General features: G+C 74.7%; 13 protein-coding genes. 4 read left to right on the top strand and 9 right to left on the bottom strand.

Annotated features, from left to right (window positions below; translation table 11 throughout):
* The 4 genes from ACSNOH_RS14330 to ACSNOH_RS14315 all read right to left on the bottom strand — a co-directional run.
* Window positions 1-1118 (bottom strand): cytochrome P450 (locus tag ACSNOH_RS14330; protein WP_436721685.1); only part of this gene is annotated, 1118 nt, incomplete at its 3' end.
* A 98-nt stretch (window positions 1119-1216) separates the two neighbouring features.
* Complete coding sequence (locus tag ACSNOH_RS14325) at window positions 1217-1726, bottom strand: hypothetical protein (RefSeq protein WP_436721684.1); 510 nt, start codon at window positions 1724-1726, stop codon at window positions 1217-1219.
* Between the two features lie 16 nt (window positions 1727-1742).
* Window positions 1743-3425, bottom strand: a complete 1683-nt coding sequence (ctaD, locus tag ACSNOH_RS14320) for an aa3-type cytochrome oxidase subunit I (protein ID WP_436721683.1) — start codon at window positions 3423-3425, stop codon at window positions 1743-1745.
* Between the two features lie 95 nt (window positions 3426-3520).
* A complete protein-coding gene (locus ACSNOH_RS14315) occupies window positions 3521-4066 on the bottom strand; it encodes a hypothetical protein (RefSeq protein ID WP_436721682.1) in 546 nt (181 codons plus the stop codon).
* Window positions 4067-4225: 159 nt separating this feature from the next.
* Here ACSNOH_RS14315 and ACSNOH_RS14310 point away from each other — a divergent pair, with 159 nt between their 5' ends.
* Window positions 4226-5386: a PP2C family protein-serine/threonine phosphatase gene (locus tag ACSNOH_RS14310; protein ID WP_436721681.1), complete on the top strand. Its 1161-nt coding sequence runs from the start codon at window positions 4226-4228 to the stop codon at window positions 5384-5386.
* Window positions 5387-5527: 141 nt separating this feature from the next.
* Window positions 5528-8701 (top strand): patatin-like protein, encoded by a 3174-nt coding sequence (locus ACSNOH_RS14305; RefSeq protein ID WP_436721680.1) that lies wholly within the window; start codon window positions 5528-5530, stop codon window positions 8699-8701.
* Here ACSNOH_RS14305 and ACSNOH_RS14300 read toward each other — a convergent pair.
* Complete coding sequence (locus ACSNOH_RS14300) at window positions 8698-9621, bottom strand: ATP-grasp domain-containing protein (RefSeq protein WP_436721679.1); 924 nt, start codon at window positions 9619-9621, stop codon at window positions 8698-8700. The two genes, ACSNOH_RS14305 and ACSNOH_RS14300, sit on opposite strands and share 4 nt — an antisense overlap.
* Before the next feature lie 21 nt (window positions 9622-9642).
* Window positions 9643-9837: a hypothetical protein gene (locus tag ACSNOH_RS14295; protein WP_436721678.1), complete on the bottom strand. Its 195-nt coding sequence runs from the start codon at window positions 9835-9837 to the stop codon at window positions 9643-9645.
* Between the two features lie 164 nt (window positions 9838-10001).
* Between ACSNOH_RS14295 and ACSNOH_RS14290 the strand changes: the two genes are divergently transcribed.
* Window positions 10002-10814, top strand: coding sequence for a nucleotidyltransferase (locus ACSNOH_RS14290; RefSeq protein ID WP_436721677.1), 813 nt, complete (start codon window positions 10002-10004; stop codon window positions 10812-10814).
* A 17-nt stretch (window positions 10815-10831) separates the two neighbouring features.
* Here ACSNOH_RS14290 and ACSNOH_RS14285 read toward each other — a convergent pair whose 3' ends face one another.
* The gene (locus ACSNOH_RS14285) at window positions 10832-14338 is read right to left on the bottom strand and encodes a BTAD domain-containing putative transcriptional regulator (RefSeq protein WP_436721676.1); all 3507 of its coding nucleotides are present in this window, start codon (window positions 14336-14338) and stop codon (window positions 10832-10834) included.
* A 544-nt stretch (window positions 14339-14882) separates the two neighbouring features.
* On the opposite strand from ACSNOH_RS14285, the gene ACSNOH_RS14280 reads away from it, so the two are divergent.
* On the top strand, window positions 14883-17669 hold the full coding sequence (locus tag ACSNOH_RS14280; RefSeq protein ID WP_436721675.1) for an SDR family NAD(P)-dependent oxidoreductase: 2787 nt from the start codon (window positions 14883-14885) through the stop codon (window positions 17667-17669).
* Between the two features lie 192 nt (window positions 17670-17861).
* Here the strand turns inward: ACSNOH_RS14280 and ACSNOH_RS14275 are convergent, their stop codons facing one another.
* Window positions 17862-18053 carry a ferredoxin gene (locus tag ACSNOH_RS14275; protein WP_436721674.1) on the bottom strand — a complete coding sequence of 64 codons (192 nt, stop codon included), beginning with the start codon at window positions 18051-18053 and terminating at the stop codon, window positions 17862-17864.
* 13 nt (window positions 18054-18066) lie between these two features.
* Entirely contained in the window at window positions 18067-19254 is a 1188-nt protein-coding gene (locus tag ACSNOH_RS14270; RefSeq protein ID WP_436721673.1) for a cytochrome P450, read from the bottom strand.
* Between the last annotated feature and the right edge of the window lie 282 nt (window positions 19255-19536).

The raw sequence follows: 19536 nt of genomic DNA, 5'->3' as shown, positions 1-19536 counted from the left end.
CGCCGGGCCTCCTCCTCCGGGGTGAACCGCTCGGGCCTGAACCGCTCGGGCTCGGGCCAGTGACGGGGGTTCATGTGGACGGCCCGGAACGGGTAGAAGACCGTCGTGCCGGCGGGGAGCTCGTAGCCGCCCAGGACGAGGGGCCCGGTCGTCTCCCGCGCGCCGTAGGGGCCGGGCGGGTACAGCCGCATCGTCTCCTTCAGGACCATCTCCAGATACGTGAGCCGCCGCAGGCCGGCGTATCCGGGCGCCGCCCGGTCGCCGAGCACGCGGTCGAGCTCCGCGGCGACGCGCGCGGCGGCCCCGGGGTGCCGGCCCAGCAGGTGCAGGGTCCACGACACGGCCACGCCGGTCGTGTGGTGGGCCGCCAGCATCGTCACCATGACGGTGTCCCGGATCCGTGCGGGGCTCTCACCGGCCTCGACGAGCGCCCCGATCAGATCGCTCCTGTCCGTACGGGTGCCTGAGCGGTGCGCCGCGACGACTTCGTCGACTGTCGCGCGCAGCCTCGCGAGGGCCTGCCGCGCCCGCTCGGCGCGCTCCTCCGGCGAGCCCGGTGCGGGCGCCCCGTAGAGCCGTCCCAGGTGCTCGGTGAGCACCTCCTCGAAGGCGGTGACGACACCGGCGGGGTCGGCGACCTCGCCGCCCAGCGCGTACGCGCAGATCATCCGCAGGGACAGCGCGGTGAGATCCTTCTGCAGCGCCACGGGTTCTCCCCGGCCCGCCTGCCCGGCCCAGCGGTCGGCGAGGCCCGTCGCCAGCTCGGTGAACCGCGCGAAGTGCCGCTCGTGGGAGGGGCGGCCCGCCAGCACCGACAGCAGCAGGCGCCGCCACGGGCCGTGCTCACCGGCCGGCATGACCTGCAGGTTTCCCGTCTCGAACAGCGGCTCCAGGAACGCGAAGAGCCGCTCCGGCCGCGCGTCGATGTGCGCCGTGGCCTCCAGCAGCACGGGGTCGGCGACCGAGACGGCCGTGCCCGCCTCCGCGCCCGGGAGCTGGAACCGCACGACGGGCCCGTACGCGGCGTGCAACTGCAGCTGGTAGGCGTGCAGACCGCCCGCCGCGGCGATGGCACCGAGGCCACCGTCCTCCTGGAGCGCGGGACCGGGGATGTTCATGGCGGATCCTCCTCGCCGTAGGCCGTGACCCGGGTGCCGGGCGCCAAGCTACGCCGTGACCCGGATGCCGGCCACCGCCACGGCCGGGCGCCGGGAGCTCAGCAGCGCGCGGCACGGGCGGCTGCAGTGAGCAGTCCCGCACCGGCGACGGACACGGACGTCACGGCCGCCGTCACCGCACCGGCGAGGAGGAGCAGCGCCGCGCCCAGGGCCGACGCGGCGAGCGTGCCGGACAGGGCCCAGGCCAGGAAGGCCCGGCGCGCGGGGCCGGTGCCGGAAGCGGGCGGGGTCCGGCGCAGGGCCGACCAGCAGGCGTCGGCCTCCCGGCGCTCCCGGGCCAGCTGTGCGCGGGCCCGGGACCGCAGCAGGACGCCCGCCGCCGCTCCGCCGCCCGCAACGGCACCGAGCGCCTGCCACGGCACGGGTGCGAACAGCAGCAGGCCGGCCGCGGCGAAGGCCGCCCACGTGGTCACGCAGGCCCAGGCGGTGAGCCGCCGGGAACGCGGCCGGTCGTCGCCGGCGCGGAGTTCCGCGACGGCGGGCAGGTACCAGGCGCTGCCCGACAGGCAGAGTGCCGTCGCTCCGACCGCCAGGACGGTGTGGGACATGAGTGTTCTCCTGGGGTCAGTGCTGTGCCGGTTCGAGCGCGGCGACCTCGGGGTGGTGCAGGTCGAACGCCGGGGACTCGGAGCGGATGCGCGGCAGCGAGCCGAAGTTGTGCCGCGGCGGCGGGCAGGACGTGGCCCACTCCAGGGAGCGCCCGTAGCCCCACGGGTCGTCGGCCTCGACCCGCTTGCCGTACTTGGCGGTCTTCCAGATGTTGTAGAAGAACGGCAGGAAGGACAGGCCGAGCAGGAACGAGCCGATCGTGGAGACCGTGTTGAGCGCGGTGAAGCCGTCGGCGGCCAGGTAGTCGGCGTAGCGGCGCGGCATCCCTGCCGCGCCCAGCCAGTGCTGCACCAGGAACGTCGTGTGGAAGCCCGCGGTGAGCGTCCAGAACGTGACTTTGCCGAGCCTCTCGTCCAGCATCCTGCCCGTGAACTTCGGCCACCAGAAGTGGAACCCTGCGAACATCGCGTAGACGACCGTGCCGAAGAGCGTGTAGTGGAAGTGCGCGACGACGAAGTACGAGTCGGAGACGTGGAAGTCCAGCGGCGGCGCGGCCAGGATGACGCCGGTCAGACCGCCGAAGACGAACGTGACCAGGAAGCCGGTGGCCCACAGCATGGGGGTCTCGAAGGACAGCGAGCCCTTCCACATGGTGCCGATCCAGTTGAAGAACTTCACCCCGGTCGGCACGGCGATCAGGAAGGTCATGAAGGCGAAGAAGGGCAGCAGCACGCCACCGGTGACGTACATGTGGTGCGCCCACACGGTCACCGACAGACCCGCGATCGAGATCGTGGCCGCGATCAGGCCCCAGTAGCCGAACATCGGCTTGCGGGAGAAGACCGGGATGACCTCCGAGACGATGCCGAAGAACGGCAGCGCCAGCACGTAGACCTCCGGGTGGCCGAAGAACCAGAACAGGTGCTGCCACAGCAGCGCGCCGCCGTTGGCCGGGTCGAAGACGTGCGAGCCGAACTTGCGGTCCATCTCCAGGGCGAACAAGGCCGCTGCCAGCACCGGGAAGACCAGGAGGATGAGGAGGGCCGTCAGCAGCACGTTCCACGTGAAGACCGGCATGCGGAACATCGTCATGCCGGGCGCGCGCATGCAGATGATGGTGGTGATGAAGTTGACGGCGCCGAGGATGGAGCCGAAGCCCGACAGGGCCACCCCCATGATCCACATATCGGCGCCGACGCCGGGGGAGTGCACCGAGTCCGACAGCGGCGCGTACGCGAACCAGCCGAAGTCGGCGGCTCCCTGCGGGGTGAGGAAGCCGGCCGCGGCGATCAGGGAGCCGAACAGGAAGAGCCAGAAGGCCAGCATGTTCAGCCGGGGGAAGGCGACGTCGGGCGCCCCGATCTGCAGCGGCATGAGCCAGTTGGCGAATCCGGTGAACAGCGGCATCGCGAACAGCAGCAGCATCACCGAGCCGTGCATCGTGAACGCCTGGTTGAACTGCTCGTTCGACATGATCTGCGTGCCTGGACGGGCGAGTTCCGCCCGCATCAGCAGCGCCATGAGGCCGCCGACGACGAAGAACACGAACGCCGACACGAGGTAGAGCGTTCCGATCTTCTTGTGGTCGGTGGTCGTCAGCCACTCCACCACCGTGCTGCGGGGCGCGCCGGCGGCTCCCGCACCGCCCGTGGGGTGCCCGTCCGCGGACACCCTCCCCTTCGTACCCACCGTGTCCACTGGCCGGGACCTCCGCTCTCGTGCTGCCGACGACCGCGGCCGGGGAGGAGCCGGTCCCGAGGAGGCGCTGCTCCTCCCCGGCCGCCGTCACATGATCAGCCGCGGCGGGAGAGCACCGGAGGGGCCGGACAGGCCTTCGAGCGGGGGCCGTTGGTCCCTGCGTGCGGGGACCCGGGCTCGCGGACGGCTCCGGCCGGCCAGAAGACCGTCACCGGGATGCCGCGGGCGCGGGCGTAGGCCACGAGGTGGGCGGTGGCGTCCCGGCCGTCCGACGGCGAGCCGTCCCAGAGCGCCACGACCTGCCGGCAGGAGCGGACGAGCTTCTCGTCGGCGCTCACGGAGGCGTCGCGGTCGGCCGGGTCGTACGGCAGCAGCCGGACCTCGTCGGCCAGGACGAGCAACTCACCGGCCGCCGCACGGTCGTACGGCGGGAAGGCGGCCACGCCCCGCGCCGGCGCGGGCAGCAGGACGACGAGCTTGCGGCCCGCCTCCCGCACGGCCCTGCCCACCACCACGGGCAGGCCCGCCCCGGCCCGTACGAGAACCGCCGCCCCCGTGGTGCAGCGATCCAGCAGATCGCGCAGATCGGCGGCGAGCGACGTGCCCGCGGCCAGGTCCCGGTGCCCCACCACAGCGATCACCAATCGACTCCGTTCGTTCGACGCAGGGACGGCACGCCCGGCCGCCCCGCCAGAAGATCGTCCGCAGGGCGCGGCCGGAAAGGGCCGAACGGCCCTGATCACCGGGGCCGGGCGGCCCGCTGAGTGGACTGCCGGGAGGCCGCGGCGCAGCCTGGAGCTATGGGTTCGCTCATCCGCTCACCTCCCCGGCAGGGAGCGAGCACCCTCGGCCGGGGCCTGTTCGCGCTGGGGCAGTGCCTGCCCTTCGCGCTCGCCCTGATCGTCGTGGGCATCGAGTTCTCACCCGCCCACTTCCTGTACACCGGCCCCCTCCTCACGGCGACGCCGGCGCTGGCCGCCGTCACCATGGGCCCCAGGGGAACCTTCGCCGCGGCGGCGGTCGCCGCGCTCGTCAGCGTGTGCACCGCGACGTACAACCAGGCCTGGGGCACCCAGCAGGTCTATACCAATTTTCTGGCGCTGTTCCTGGTGTCCGTCGCGAGCGTCACGACCAGCAGCGCCGTCCGCACGCGCAGACGGAACGAACTGGACCAGGTGCGCCGCATCGCCACGGCGGCCCAGGAGGTCATCCTGCGGCCCGTGCCCGACCGGCTCGGCCCGGTCCGCGCCGCCAGCCTCTACCTGGCGGCCGAGAAGGGCGCGCAGATCGGCGGCGACCTCTACGAAGCCGTGCAGACCCGGTACGGCATCCGCCTGCTCGTGGGAGACGTCCGGGGCAAGGGCCTGCCCGCCGTGCGCGCCGCGGCGGCCGTCCTCGGCGCCTTCCGGGAGGCGGTGCACTACGAGGACGACCTGGCCGAGGTCATGGACCACTGCATGGCCTCGCTGCGGCGCGAGTGCGCCGTGCCGGGCGCCTTCAGCGAGGAGGCGCTGACCGAGGGCTTCGTCACCGCGCTCGTGGCCCAGGTGCCGGACCGGCCCGTCGTGGAGATCGTCAACCGGGGCCACCCGCCCCCGCTGCTGCTCCACCAGGGGACGGCGCGCACCCTCGCGCCCGCTTCCCCGCAGCCCCCGCTGGGCCTGGAGGACCTCATCATCGGCGTCTCCGAGGCGGAGACCTTCCCCTTCGCCCCCGGCGACCGCCTGCTCCTGCACACCGACGGCGTGATCGAGGCCCGTGACAGCGAGGAGGCGTTCTTCCCCCTGGCCGCAGCCATGGAAACGGCCCACGCCCGCGCCCGCACCCCGGAGGAGCTCCTCGACCTGCTGCACGAGGCGCTGCTGCGGCACACCGGAGGCCGCCTGGCCGACGACGCGGCCATGCTCCTCGTCGACCGCTGCGAGGACAGCGACCACCCCGCCGGTGCGGTGGCCGACTGACGCCTGCGCGCCCGGTCCCCGGCCCGGTACGGATGCCCGTGCGCAAATCACCCGACTGCCCGGCCGGTGCTCGGACGCGGCGCGGCGGCAGCGTGCTGAGCTGGACACACGCACAGGCCGAAGGAGCGCCGGGGAGAGACCGTGACGGACACCGAGGACGCCGGCGACATCGACCGGCAGGACATCCGCGTGGCCGTGGTCATGAACGGAGGCGTGAGCCTGGCGGTGTGGATCGGCGGAGTCGCCGCCGAGCTCCACCACCTCGCGACCGCCCGCCGCCACGACCGGGCCGTCTACCGGCCGCTCCTCGGCCTCCTGCACGCCGACGCCCGCGTGGACGTCATCGCCGGGACCTCGGCCGGCGGCCTCAACGGCGCCTTCCTGGCCCTGGGCCTGGCCCGTGACCGGGACATCGGCTCGCTCTGCGCCCTGTGGCGCGACAAGGGCGACCTGGCGGAGCTCCTGCAGCACCCGCTGCGCCGCGGCGCCCCCTCGCTGCTGAAGGGCGACTACTTCCTCGACGAGCTCCGCGGGGCCCTGCGCCGCGTCCTCGCGTCGCCCCCGCCCGCCGGCACCGGAGGCGGGCAGACCGGTGACCGCGCTGAACGCGGGCAGGCCGGTGACCGGCCCGTGGAACTCATCCTCACCGGCACCCTCTGGGACGGCCGCAAGAGCACCTCCTGCGACGACATGGGCGTACGGATCACCGAGACCGACCACGACGCCCGTTTCCTGTTCGCCGCGGACGGCGCGGGCCGGGACCCGGCCGGAGACCTCCGCGACGACACGGTCGTCGACCGGCTCGCCGTCGCCGCCCGCTGCTCCTCCTCCTTCCCCGCCGCGTTCGCACCCCAATGGGTCGCCGTAACCCCGGAGCAGGGCCCGGCCGACGGCCCCTGGCCGTCGACGGCCGGGCGCGCCAACTTCCGCGCCTCGCAGCACGTCGTCGACGGCGGCATCCTGCTCAACAAGCCCATCCGGCCCGCCCTGGAGGCCGTCTACCGGCAGCCCGCTCAGCTGCAGGTCCGCCGGCTCCTGACCTACGTCGTGCCCGACCCGGCGGAAGAACCGGCGGCGGTGGCCCCCTCCGGCACGGGCCCCGGTACCGTCCCCGCGCCGCCCGGCGCCCCCGACGTCCTCCTCGGCGTGCTCACCCGGCTGCGGGCCACCGACTCCGTCTCCCGCGAACTCGCCGAGATCCAGGACCGCAACCGGGACGTCCGGCAGCGCCGCCGCGCACGGGACCGGCTCGCGGCCGCCCTGACCGCCGCCGCGGAGCCGCTGTCCGAGGCGGCGTGGCCGGGCTACGTGGAGTCGCGGGTGCAGTACGCCGCCGGGACCATCGCCCGGTGGCTCGCCGCGGGTCAGCCCCCGGCGGGCGCGGCCCGGTGGAGCGAACGGCAGATCGCGGACTGCCTGCGCGACGTGCTCGCCGACCGGCGTACGCAGCCGGAGTCGTTCATCCCCCGCGGGGAGTCCGCCGCCCTCGCCGCCGACCGCACCGGCGCCGAGTGGGACTGGGGGCAGACCACCGTCCACAGGCTCCGCGACATCACCGTCGACGTCCTCAAGCGGGCCGTCTGGCTCGCGCCCATGGGCTCCCCCCAGCGCGCCGCGATCGTCGCCGAACGCGAGCGCGCGAGCGCCGTGTTCAAGACCGTCCAAGCCGACTGGAGAGCGCTGGAGGAGCACTGGTCCGGGGCGGGAGCCGCCCTGCCCCCGTGCACGTACGACCGGCTCGGCCGGCCGACGGCGGACAGCCTCCGCGCCCTGGCGGCCTGGCTGCGCCGCGCCCTCGCCGACCGCGACGGCTCCCCGGAGCCCGGAGCGACCGCCCCCGCGGGCGCGCCGCCGGCGGGCCGGGCGCGGCGGGAGCGGTGGTACGCCCAGGCCCGGGACCTCGCCGGATGCCTGGAGAACAGCGCGGACGTCCTGCGGGACGTCGCCCGGACCGGGAACGCCGTCGTCGACCCCGGCGGCACCGAGCGCGCCCGCCTGGAGGCGCTCACCGGCTTCCTGCTCGGCCCGGGGGAGACGAGCGTCCTGTCCCGGATGATCCGCCTGGAGGTCGTGCAGGAGGCGTACGGCGGGGCCGGGCGCGAGGCCGAGCAGGAGGTCGAGCTGGTCCAGGTCTCCTCGCACCACCCCGGCCTGCTCACGGGCAAGCAGCTGCACCACTTCGGTGCCTTCTACCGCGCGTCCTGGCGGGTCAACGACTGGATCCACGGGCGCCTGGACGGCGCGGCGCACCTGGTGCGGATCCTGCTGTCGGCCGAGCGGCTGCGGCAGGTCTGGGCCCGTGACGGCGACGCCGCCGCGGCCGACGGGGCGGCGGCCCGTCTCGTGGAGCTGCTCCGCGACTGCACCCTCGACGGTGCCGGGCCCGCCGACCGGGCCTGGCTGGAGGAGATCTGGCGGGAGAAGTACGCCTCCGCCTGCCGGGACTTCGTCACCGAACGGATCGTCCACGCCGCCCCGGCCCCGGCGGCCGGTGGCGCCTCCGTGCAGGACGACCCCCGGCTGGCCCTGTGCGTCGAGGCCGTCACGCACGCCCTCCACACCCGGATCCTCCGGGAGGAACTGCCCGGACTGGCCGACGCCGTCCGCGGAGAGGGCGAGGGCAGGCCCGCCGGCAGCACCCGCTGGCTGGCGGGCTACGACGCGGCGACGGCCGGGGCCGCATCCGCCGGGCGGCCGCTGCCCCCGACGGCGCTGTGGCAGCTGTGGGAGAGCGCCCACCTGATCGGCAGCCAGCGGATCGCCGAGGAGACGGGCGGCGACCTCCTCGCCGGCACCGCGGCGCAAGCGGCCGCCGTGACCGCCGGCGCCCTCGGGCCGGTGTCCCGGATCAAGGCGGTCGGCGCGGTGCTCGGGGCGCTCCGCGGCTACACCCTCGCGGTGTGGGCCATGGTCCACTTCCTGACGCGCCCCGGAAACTTCGCCACCAGGGTGGTGCAGCTCGCCGTGTCCGCCGGGACCGTGCTGCTGGCGGTCTCCCTCCTCGTGCCCGCCGCGCCCGTGGTGCTCACGCTCGCCGGGGTGCTCCTGCTGCTCGCGGGCTGGTCGGCCGCCGCGCTGCTCACCCGTGACACGCGCCGGGTGGGCCGCAGACTGGCCGTCGCCGCGGGCTTCGTCCTCCTCGTCGCCGCGGGCTACGCGTACACGCGCCTGCACGACGCGCACGCACGGGACGTGCTGTGGAGCCTGGGGATCAAGCTGGGTGCCGGGCTCCTCGTCGTCCTCCTGGGCCTCTTCCTCGCCCGCACGCCCGCGCCGCGGGCCGCACGACGGCGGGAGGACCCGCCCGCGCGCTAGCAACCGAGCAGGAAAGCGGTGAACGCCGCCAGGAGGTTCTGGCCCGTGAGCGGCTCCAGGAAGAGGAACTGTCCCTGCGGATTCACTTCGAACCAGACGGGCTCCCCGCGGTCGGAAATCTTGAGGTCCATGACCCCGGTCCGCAGATCCAGGGCCTCCAGCAGCGCGAGCAATTGCGATTGCAGGGCGGGATCGAGCCGGAAAGCGGAGACGGGAACGTTGATGTCCGGTCGCCAGTCGAGTGCGTCCGTCTCGATGAGTGCGGTGCGGACGTCCGTGCCGAAGCAGTTGACGCGCAGGTGCGCCGTACCGGGGATGCGTTCCTGATAGAGGCTGGGGACCGCGCGGATCTGGGCGTCGGAGAGCCTGTCCACGTCGGCCGGCCGGGTCGCGAGGAAGACGCGGCCGCTGTTGCGGGCCGCCTTGATGATGACGCGCCCCTCGTGGCGCCGGTGGAAGGCCCGTACGGCCGACGGGTCGTTCGACAGGAGCGTGTCCGGCACGCGCAGGCCCAGCCGCCGGGCGACGTTCAGCTGGTGGAGCTTGTCCGCGGCGCGGTCCGTGGCCTCGGGGGAGGACACCCACGTGCCCGTGAACGCGCTGCACAGGAACGACCGCAGGGTCGCCCTGCAGTTGGTGTTGACGAAGTGCAGCTGGTCCTCGCCGAGGGCGCCCTCGGGCAGGCGCTGGTCGAGGGAGGGCCTGCGCCACCAGACCGTCGACAGGTCGCGGACCGCCACGCGCCGGCCCTCGGCTTCCAGGACGGGATCGCTGCCGAACCCGTAGGCGAGCGGCTGCTCGCGGAGCCTGTCACAGGCCAGGAGAGAGACGGGGCACCCCCTGGCCGCGAGTTCCCGCCGGACGGCGAGCGCGTGGAGGTCGTTGGTGTTGCTGACGATGAGGATGTGCTTGTCCGTCATCGGCCGGCCGCGCGGGTGCCGTCAGTCTTCCGCGCTGTCGCCGAAGATGGTCGTCGTTCCGGCGGTGGCCAGGTGCACGTCATCCGGGGAAACCCCGAATTCGGCGCCCAGTTGTTCTTCGTAGGAGGTGACACGGCGATTCGGGATGCGACCGCCCTGCGGTTCTTCCGTCTGAAGCGCGAAGACGGCGGGAGGCTCCATGGCCGATGGCTTCATTGCTCCCACTCCTTTGCGGCAGGTGTTGCCGACAACGTAGCACCGCGTGCGGAGGGTGAGGGAGGATGAAATTCCCTACTGCAATTGAGGATTACGGGCGTGAGGCCGGAGCGCGGGCGATATTCGGTCGGCAACGCCCCGCTGCAGGCGGCACAGTGGCCCCTATGAACGGGCGAGGACTGGATCACGACGGGACGATCGCGCGCGAAGGCTCCCTGGAGCGGGTGCCGGCGGCCTTCGTCCCCGTCGTCGACGCCGCACGCGCGCGCATCGCCGCGGCGTTCGGCCCGGACCGGCTGCACAGTGCCTACCTCTACGGCAGCGTCCCGCGCGGCACGGCCGTCCCCGGCGTCTCCGACCTCGACCTGCTGCTGGCGCTCCACGAGGAGCCCACCGGCACCGACCGTGCCGCCGCCGAGGCGATCGAGGCGGCGCTCGGCCGGGCCTTTCCGCAGATCGACGGCGCCGGCATCCTGCTGTTCGGCACACGGACGCTGCTGAGCGACCTCGAACGCCACGACCTGGGCTTCTTCGTCGCCTGTCTGTGCACCCCGCTGCTGGGCACCGACCTCGCCGGGCGGCTGCCCCGCTACCGGCCCACGTCCCTGCTCGCCCGCGAGACGAACGGTGACCTCGCCCTCGCGCTCCCGCGCTGGCGCGCCCGGGCCGCCGCGGCGTCGGCGGACGGCGAGCGCCGGGTCCTCTGCCGCGGCGTTGCCCGGCGGCTCGTGCGGAGCGGGTTCACTCTGGTCATGCCCCGCTGGGGCGGCTGGACCAGTGATCTGGGGGAGTCCGCCGCGCTCTTCGGCCGCTACTACCCGCAGCGCGCCGAGCAGATGCGCACCGCCGCGGCCGCCGGTCGCAGCCCCTCGGCGGTTCCGGAGGCGCTCGGCATGCTCATCGACGACCTGGGGCCTTGGCTCGCCGCCGCCTACACGGCCGCGCACGGGGAGAAGGCTCCGCGTCCGCAGCCGTAGACGCGGAGGCGAACTGGTCACACGGCAGCCGCCGCCGTCTCCGGCGCGCCGGGGCCCAGGAGGTCGCGGAGCAGGCGCGTGGCGGGCAGGGTCTCGTGCAAGTAGACGTGTTCTCCGCGCTGTTCCACGGCCGAGAGCAGGGCGCGGAACGTCTCCTTCGCCTCGTCGGTGCGGGCCGCGTGGTGCTGGGCCTGGCCGAGGAGGCCCAGGTGGAGGGGGTGGCGCAGCCGGGTGCTGGAAGCGCGCAGCTCGGCCATGGAGGACCGCATCAGGGCGAGGCCGTCGTCCTCGCGCCCCGAGTGGGTCAGGCCCCACCCTTCGAGCACGCCGAGCATGCCCTTCCAGTAGAGCAGCCCGTGTTCGTCCGCCACGCGCACGCCCTCGGCGCCGGAGGCGTGCGCCCGTACGACGTCGCCCTCCCAGGCCGCCACGACCGCGTCCACGTAGAGGGCGAAGGACCGGTCTGAGGGCCTGCTGTCGTACTCCGTCAGGTGCAGCAGCTGGCGCCGGCGCGCCCCGGCGGTCCGCCGGTCGCCGAGGAGCCAGTGGGTGAACGTGTCGTACGAGCGGCACGAGACGCGCGGGTCGTGCTGGAAGGTGCGGGCCAGCGAATGGCCCTCGCCGGCGTAGCGGTCGGCCATCTCGACGCCGTACTCCAGTTCGGCGAGCGCCTGCGGCAGACGGCCGCGGACGTGCAGCACGATGCCCTCGCCGTACGCCGCGCCGAGCACCGCCACGGGCGCCTCGGTGCGGCCCGCGAGGTGCCGCAGCAGGCCGGAGAACCGCCGCGAGGCGTCGTAGCGCCCGGTGACCAGGTAGGCGGCGCACAGCGCCCACAGCACGGAGGGGTCCTCCGGGGCGTGGGCGGCCGAGCTGAGGGCCCGGCCGTGCGCGAGCGCACGCTCGGCCTCGGGGTGGCCGTAGCCGCGGGTCGTGGCCAGGACCTGGCCGAGCTGGACGTGCAGCCGCCGCTCCAGCGGCACGACGTCGGGGTCGTCCTGCGGGAGCTGCTCGACGAGCTGCACCGCGCGCCGCAGCCAGGTCTCGACCCGCTCGTACGCCAGTTGCTGCTCGGCGTGCTCGGCGGCGCGCAGCAGCCGGGGGAGCGCCTCCGCCGGGGGCAGTGTGTTTCGCGCGTGCCACGTGTGGTGGGCCACCCGCTCGGCGCCCGTGTCGCCCGCGCGCCCGTGCCTGCGGGTGCTGAGCGCCTCGGCGACCCTCGCGTGCAGCCGCTGCCGGTCCTTGTGCGTGAGCTCGTCGATGAGCGTCTCCTGGACCAGGGCGTGGGCGAAGAGGAGCCGCCCCGGGTGCTGCAGGTCCTCGCCGAGCAGCCCGGCCCGGACGGCCGTCTCCAGCGCTTCGGCGACCGGTTCGTCCCCGGTGGCCGTGCGCTCCAGCAGGTCGGCGTCGACCTCGGCGCCGATGACGGCGCACAGCCGCAGCACCCGCAGGACCGGTCCGGGCAGCGCCGCGAACCGCTGGTGCAGCACCTCGCGCACGCCCGTGGGCACGCGCGTCAGCAGGACCTCCACCGCGTCCGGGCCGCGCAGGCTCCGGCCGTCGCCCAGGAGGGAGAGGAGCTGCATGACGAAGTACGGGTTGCCCTCGCTGCGCCGGTGCAGGGCGTCGACGACCCCGGCGTCCACGCCGGGCCCGGTCTGGGCCACGACGAGATCGGCGACGGCCTGCCGGGAGAGCCCGTCCAGCCGCAGGGTCTCCGTCCGGGGGCCGCGCAGGATCTCGGAGAGCATCCGGCGCAGCGTGGCGTCGGACTCCACCTCGAACTCGCGGGCGGTGAGGACGATGGCGAGCGGGTAGCCCTGGCAGCGGGTGCTGAGCAGCCGCAGGAGGTCCAGGGAGGCGGCGTCGACCCAGTGGAGGTCCTCCAGGAACAGGACCAGCGGTCTGCGGGCGGCCAGGGCGAGCAGGACCTCGCAGACCGCGTCGTGGGTGAGGAACCGGGCCTGGCCCCAGTCGGCCTCGCTCGCCGGGCCGCCGCCGGGGCCGCCGGGACTGCCGGGGCCGCCCGGGCCGTCCGACCACTCGGGCATGAGCGGGGCGAGCAGGGAGCGGAAAGGCGTCGTCGTGGTGCGGAAGGCATCCGGGCGGGTGGCGGACAGCCGCCGGAGCACCTGGGTCCACAGCCAGTACGGCGGCACGCCCTCGCTGTGGAAGCAGTAGCTCCAGATGACTTCCAGCCCCTCGCCGTCCCGGCCCGCACCGGCGGTCTCCAGCTGCGGGGCCAGTTCCAGGAGCAGCCGGGTCTTGCCGACTCCGGCGGGGCCGAGGACCCCGGCCACGTGCCCCTGCCGGGCCAGGGCGCCCGACGCCGCGGCCGTGAGGCGCTTCAGCTCCTCGCAGCGGCCGGTGAACGGCGCCTGGGCCGCGGAACGCGACCCGTGCCCGGCCTCGGCTCCCGCGGCCTTGCCCGGTATGCCGGACGGCTCCGTGGCGCCCGTCGTTCCGGCCGCGGCGGACCGGCCGGTCCCGGTGTCCTGAGCGAGGGAGGAGACGCGCAGGGCGTCGCCCGCCCCGGCGGGCAGGCCGCCGGTGGCGGCCGCTGCCCCCTCGCCGGCGCCGACCTCTCCGGCCACCCCGCCCCGGGCCGCGCCGTCCCGTGCCGGCCCCTGCCCGTCCGCCCGGGTGCCGGGTGCGCCGCCGGCGGGCTTCGCCGGGGACGCCGCGGCCCCCGCGGGCTCCTCCGTCTCCGGCTCCTGGCGGAGGATCGCGGTCCGTACGCGGCGGAGCGAGGCGGCGGTGTCCACGCCGAACTCCTCGGCCAGGTGGCTGCGCGTCCGTTCGTACACCTCCAGCGCCTCGGCCTGCCGTCCGAGCCGCGAGAGGGCGGTCATCAGATGGCCGACGAGGCGTTCCCGCGCCGGGTGGCGGCGCGCCTCCCGGTCGAGGTCCGCGGCCACCTCCTCGTCCGCGCCGAGCGCGAGCCGGGCCTCCGCGCAGGACTCGACGGCCGTCAGCCGGACCTGTTCGAGCCGGGCGCCCTCGTCGCTGAGCGGCGGATGGCCGTCGAACTCCCCGTAGGGCGCGCCCCGCCACAGCGCCAGCGCCTCCGTGAACCGGTCGCGTGCGGCGAGCTGATCGCCGCGGTCCAGCAGCCGGCGCCCCTCGGCCACCAGGAGCTCGAAACGGAAGCTGTCGGTCTCATCGGGGTCGAGCTCCAGGACGTAGCCGCCCGCCCGGTGGCGCAGCACCGACGCGCCGCCGGGCCCGGCCGCCGGCTGCAGGGCGCGGCGCAGATGCGAGACGTGGCTCTGCAGCGTGGCCACGGCCCGGCGGGGCGGCTCCTCGCCCCACAGCTCCTCGACGAGCAACTCCGTGGGCACGACGCGCCCCAGGCGGACGAGGAGCAGGGCGAGCAGCGCCCGCCGGCGCGGCGGGCCGAGCGGGAGATCCCGCCCGTCGTGCCGGGCCGCCATGGGGCCGAGCACGCGCAGCAGCGGCTCGAAGGGAACGCCGGCCGCCGCCCGGTCCGTCGGCGTCGGGTGCGGCGTGGAGGCTGCGGCCATGTCGGTCCCAATCGTTGTTGCATACGCAACGGTGCTCACGGGCGTCCGGCACTGCACTGCCGGCGCCTTCCGAAATCGGATCCTTGCACAGGGAACAGGGCAATTCCAAGATCGTGACCAGCCAACGGCAAGTGATCGGCAAGGACTTCGCAAGGACTTCGTCAGAGCCGTGAAAACCCGCGGCAGCCGGCGGCAAGGAATCGTCAACGGCACGGTCAGACCGCTCGCAAGGCCGGTGGCCCACCATGCACGCCATCGGAGACCGCCGCATACCGGGGGCACATGACCATGACGCAAAAGCGCGCCGCCACGGGGGGCGGCGCGACGCCTTCCGTCACCGGGTCGCGGACGGTCCCGACGCCCGGCCGCCCCGGGGCCGCAACCGCGGCACCGGGCGGACATCCCCCCGGGCGAGCACCCGGCCCTGCTCGGGCACACCGAGCAGGGCCGCCCCGCGCGGCCGCCGAACCCTCCTCGGCGTCCCCCTGAACGCCGTCGACCGGCGCGCCGCAGCGCCCTGTCGGCCTAGGACGGAGAACGCGTCATGCACAACGGAACCGGCGTCCCCGGCGGCGACCACGACATCGCCGTCATCGGCCTTTCCCTGCGGCTGCCCGGCTCGCGCACCCCCGACGAGTTCTGGGACCACCTGGCCCGGGGCCGCTCCCTGATCACCGAGGTGCCCGAGCACCGCGGGCACCGGCACGACCGCCCCGGTCACCCTCCCCGCGACTGCGACGCGACCGGCAGCGTGTGGGGTGGCTTCATCGACGACGCCGACTGCTTCGACGCGGACTTCTTCCGCATCTCCCCGCGCGAGGCGCGCTCCATGCACCCCCAGCAGCGCATCGCCCTGGAGCTGAGCTGGCACGCCCTGGAGGACGCCGGATACCGCGCCGACCGGCTGGCGGGCCCCCGCACGGGCGTCTTCATGGCCGCCTGCCACGCGGACCACGCCGAGCTGATCGAGCGCGAAGCCGAGGAGACCGGCGCCTGCCACCCGGCCGCCGCCGCCCACGCCGTCATCGCCGGCCGCGTGTCCCGCCACTTCGGCTTCCACGGGCCCGGCGCCGCCGGCGACACCGCGTCCGCCGGCTCCCTCGTGGCCGTCGAGCAGGCCGTGCGGGCGCTGCGCCGCGGCGACTGCGACCACGCCCTCGCCGGCGGCGTCAACCTGTCCTGGTCGACCCGGCACTTCACCGCCCTCGCCAAGGCGGGCATGGCCTCGCCCGGCGGCCGGTACCGGGCCTTCGACGCGCAGGCCGGCGGATACGTGCGCGGCGAGGGCGGCGCCGTCCTGCTGCTCAAGCGCGCCGCGGACGCCCGCCGCGCCGGCGACGCCGTCCACGCGCTGATCAAGGGCATCGCCAGCCACCACGGCGGCCGCGCCGGCTCCCTGACCGTCACGGACCCCGCCGCGCAGGCCGAGCTGATCGCCGCGGTCCACCGCCGGGCGGGCATCGCGCCCGAGACCGTCACCTACGTCGAGACGCACGGCCCCGGCACGCCCGTCGGCGACCCCATCGAAATCCGCGGCCTCCAGCAGGCCTTCGCCGACCTGCACGAGAACCGCCCCGGCACGGCGGCGGGCAGCCCGCGAACCGGCCAGGACCGGACCGCGGCCGCGCGCGGGCACCGCTGCGGAGTCGGCTCGGTGAAGACCACCACCGGCCACCTGGAGGGGGCCGCCGGCATCGTGGGCATGCTCAAGGTGATCCTCGCCATGCGCCACCGCAAACTGCCCGCGACCGTCGGCTTCGAGAAACTCGACCCGCACATCGAGCTGGACGGCAGCCCGCTGTACATCGTCGACCGCCTCACCGACTGGACCGCCGGGCCCCGGGGGACCGTCACCGGCGCGCCGGCCCCGCTGCGCGCGGGAGTCAGCTCCTTCGGCTTCGACGGCACCAGCGCCCATGTGCTGCTGGAGTCGGGCGCACCCGGCAACCCCGCCGCCGGGCCGGGGGACGCCCCGGCCGGCACGGACGACGGCGAGCAGTGGCTGCCGGTCTCCGCCATGGACGAGGACCGGCTCCGCGCGACGTGCGCCGGGCTCGCCCGCTGGGTCCGCACCCGCCTCGGGCAGGACGACGCCCCGGCCCTCGCCGACATCGCCCGCACCCTGCGCCGGGGCCGCGTGCCGATGCCCGAACGCGTGGTGTTCCGCGCGAGCGGCCTCGCGGAATGGGCCGCCCAGCTGGAGGGCCTCGCTGCGGGGGAGGAACGGCCCGCCGGCTGCCTCCGCGGCCGGGCCGGCACGGACACCCCCGGCGGCCCCGGCACGGACGACCTGGCGGCGGTCGCCGCCCGCCGGCTGTGGCTGGGCCGCCCCGGCGAGTTCGCGGCCGCCTGGGTCCAGGGACTGCCCGTCGACTGGGAGCAGGTGACGGGACACGGCCGCCGCGTCCACCTTCCCGGCTACGCCTTCGCCCGGACCCCGCACCGGTTCACGCCCGCCACGCGCCCGCAGGCCGCGCCGGATAGGCATGGCACAGCGCCACCCTCCGCTCGCCGGGACGGCCGGAGCCGCGGGCACGGCCCGGCCGCGCCCGCCGCCCCGCCGGCGCTCACCGGCCGCGAAGGGCACGCGGCGCCGGCACCGCCGGCGGAAACCCGGGCACGGCTGAGGCCGGCCGGCGGCGACGGGGACGGCTGGAGCGTCGTCGCCCCCGGCCCGCCGGACTGCCCGGCCCACGCCTCGCTCGCGGAGCTCCTGAAGACCGCGGCCCGGGAGACCTCCCCGTCCACAACAGGCAAGTTCGTGATCCTGGGCGGCTACGGCCGGAAGGAGGACCTGCTGCGTGACGGCGGCATCTACTGGGTCACCGGTGACGCGGACGGCCTCGGCCTGCTCCTGGCCGAGCGGCTGTGCGAGCGCCACCACGCGACGGTCGTCGTCGGCGGCCGGCCGGAACACAGCCCGGCGGTCGACGCGCTCCAGGTGCGCGTGCCGCACGGCGAGGTGACGTACCGGTGCGCCGATGTCACCGACGCGGACGCCGTCCAGGCCGCGGTGTCCGACATCCGCCTGCAGTACGGCCGGCTCGACGGAGTGTTCCACGCGGCAGGCGTCCCCGGCGACGGCCTCCTCGTGGCCGGACCGGTCGTGACCGATGCCGCCGCTTCCGTGCCCGTCATGAACGGTGCCGCCCACGTCGAGGCCGCGACGCGGGGGCTCGCACTGGACTTCCTCCTCCTGTTCGGCTCCGTGGCGGGCACCGGCGGCAGCACCGCACAGGACGATCACGCCACCGTCCGTGCCGCCGCCCGCGCCTTCCCCGATGCCTTTCCCGATGCCTTCGCCGTACGACGGCGGGCGTCCGCGGCCTGAAAACCGGGCCGGGCACACGCCGCGGTGCGGGCTCCCCCGGCGTTCCGGCCCGGCCTACCGGCGTCCGGCCGGTCGGCCTACCGCGTCCGGTCCGCCGGCCTACCGCGTCCGGTCCGTCGGCCTACCGCGTCCGGGCCCGGCCACGGCGTTCCGGCTCCCGCGCGGGAACGCCGTGGCCGGGTCGCCGGCCGGTCAGGTGATCCTGATGACGGCCGTCGGGCACCGCCCGGCGGCTTCCCGCACCGCCGCGTGCTGCTCGGCGGCCGGAGCGGGGTCGAGCAGGATCACCGTGCCGTCCTCGTCGTTCTGGTCGAAGACGCCGGGCGCGACGAGCGCGCACATGCCCGCGCCGCAGCACAGGTCCGTATCGATCTCGATCTTCACCAGGGCCGCCCCTTCACCAGCGCACCGGGAGCCCCTCGACGCCGTACGCCACCATCCTCTCCCGCATGCCGATCTCCTCGGCCGGAACGGCGAGCTCCAGCCGGGGGAAGCGGCGCAGCAGCGACTCGTAGCCGACGGCGAGCTCCAGCCGGGCCAGGTGATGGCCCATGCACTGGTGGGGGCCGCTGCCGAAGGCGACGTGGCGGGTCACGCCGCGGCGGATGTCGAAGGTGTCGGGGTCGTCGAAGCCGAGCGGGTCACGGTTGGCGGCGGGCAGCGACACCGCGACGACCTCGCCCTTGCGGATGGACCGCCCCTCGAACGCGAAGTCCTCGGCGGCCACGCGCAGCGGCCCGACCTGCACCACGCTGAGGTAGCGCAGCAGCTCTTCGACGGCGTCGTCGATCAGGGACCAGTCGGCGCGCAGGGCGGCCAGCTGGCCGGGGTGGCGCAGCAGGGCGTAGGTGCCGAGCGCCAGCATGTTGGCGGTGGTCTCCAGCCCGGCGATGAGCAGGACGAGGGTGATGCCGAGCAGCTCCTCGTCGGTCAGGTCCGTCTCGGCGGTGAGCCTGCCGAGGATGTCGGGGCCCTGGTTCTTGCGCGCGGCGGTGATCAGGGCGGTCAGCATGGCGCCGAGGCCCGTCATCGACTCCTGGGTCTCCTCCTTGCTGGTGGAGAGGCTGAAGAGGACGTCGACGTGGCGCTGGAACTGCGGGCGGTCCGCCTCCGGCAGTCCGAGCAGCTCCGAGGTGACGAGCGTGGGCAGCGGCTTGGCGAAGGCCGTCACCAGGTCGGCGGGCCCGCCGGCGCGCTCCATCTGATCCAGCAGGCGGTCGGTCATCTCCTGGATCTGCGGCCGGAGTTCGCGCACGCGCCGAATGGTGAAGTGCTTGCTCAGCAGGCGGCGGTAGCGGGTGTGCTGGGGCGGGTCCATGTTGACGAACATGCCCGGAGGCAGCGCGTCGACGCTCAACTGGTCGTCGATCTCCTTCACCGGGTCGCGCTTGCCCGCCGGCAGGGAGCTGAACCGGGTGTCGCCCAGGACGGCCCGCGCCGTCTGCAAGCCGGTGACCAGCCAGCCGATGTGCTCGCCGGGGTAGAGCAGCGGGGACATCGGGCCCTCCTCCTCGCGCGCCTGCGCGAAGGGGGCGGGCGGGTCGAAGGGGCAGCCCGAGGGGCGTGCCGTGGGGAAGGGCCGCACCGGGCGGCTTCCTGAATCTGTTCGCGTCATTGGCGAGGGAACCTCTTCGCAAGAGGAAAAAAAGAGGGAAGGCTATACCGCCCGTAAAGCTCCCACAACTGCCCCTAGGGTTTTCCTCAGTGCTGCCACTGCGCGACAAGCGACCGTCCGCACCGCTCATTTGGGATTCCCCTAGACCTGATTCCGTAAGGCCCCGGAATCCCCGCCGGGGCACCGAAACTGGGGTCACGCCGCCATGTGTGCGGTGCCTTTTTCGTTCTCTGTGTGGGTGGGTGGAGCGCA

The organism is Streptomyces sp. URMC 127 (assembly GCF_051386535.1).
GTDB lineage: Bacteria > Actinomycetota > Actinomycetes > Streptomycetales > Streptomycetaceae > Streptomyces.
The sequence above is the reverse complement of the archived record's forward strand: the minus strand, read 5'-3'. Positions and strand labels throughout refer to the sequence as shown.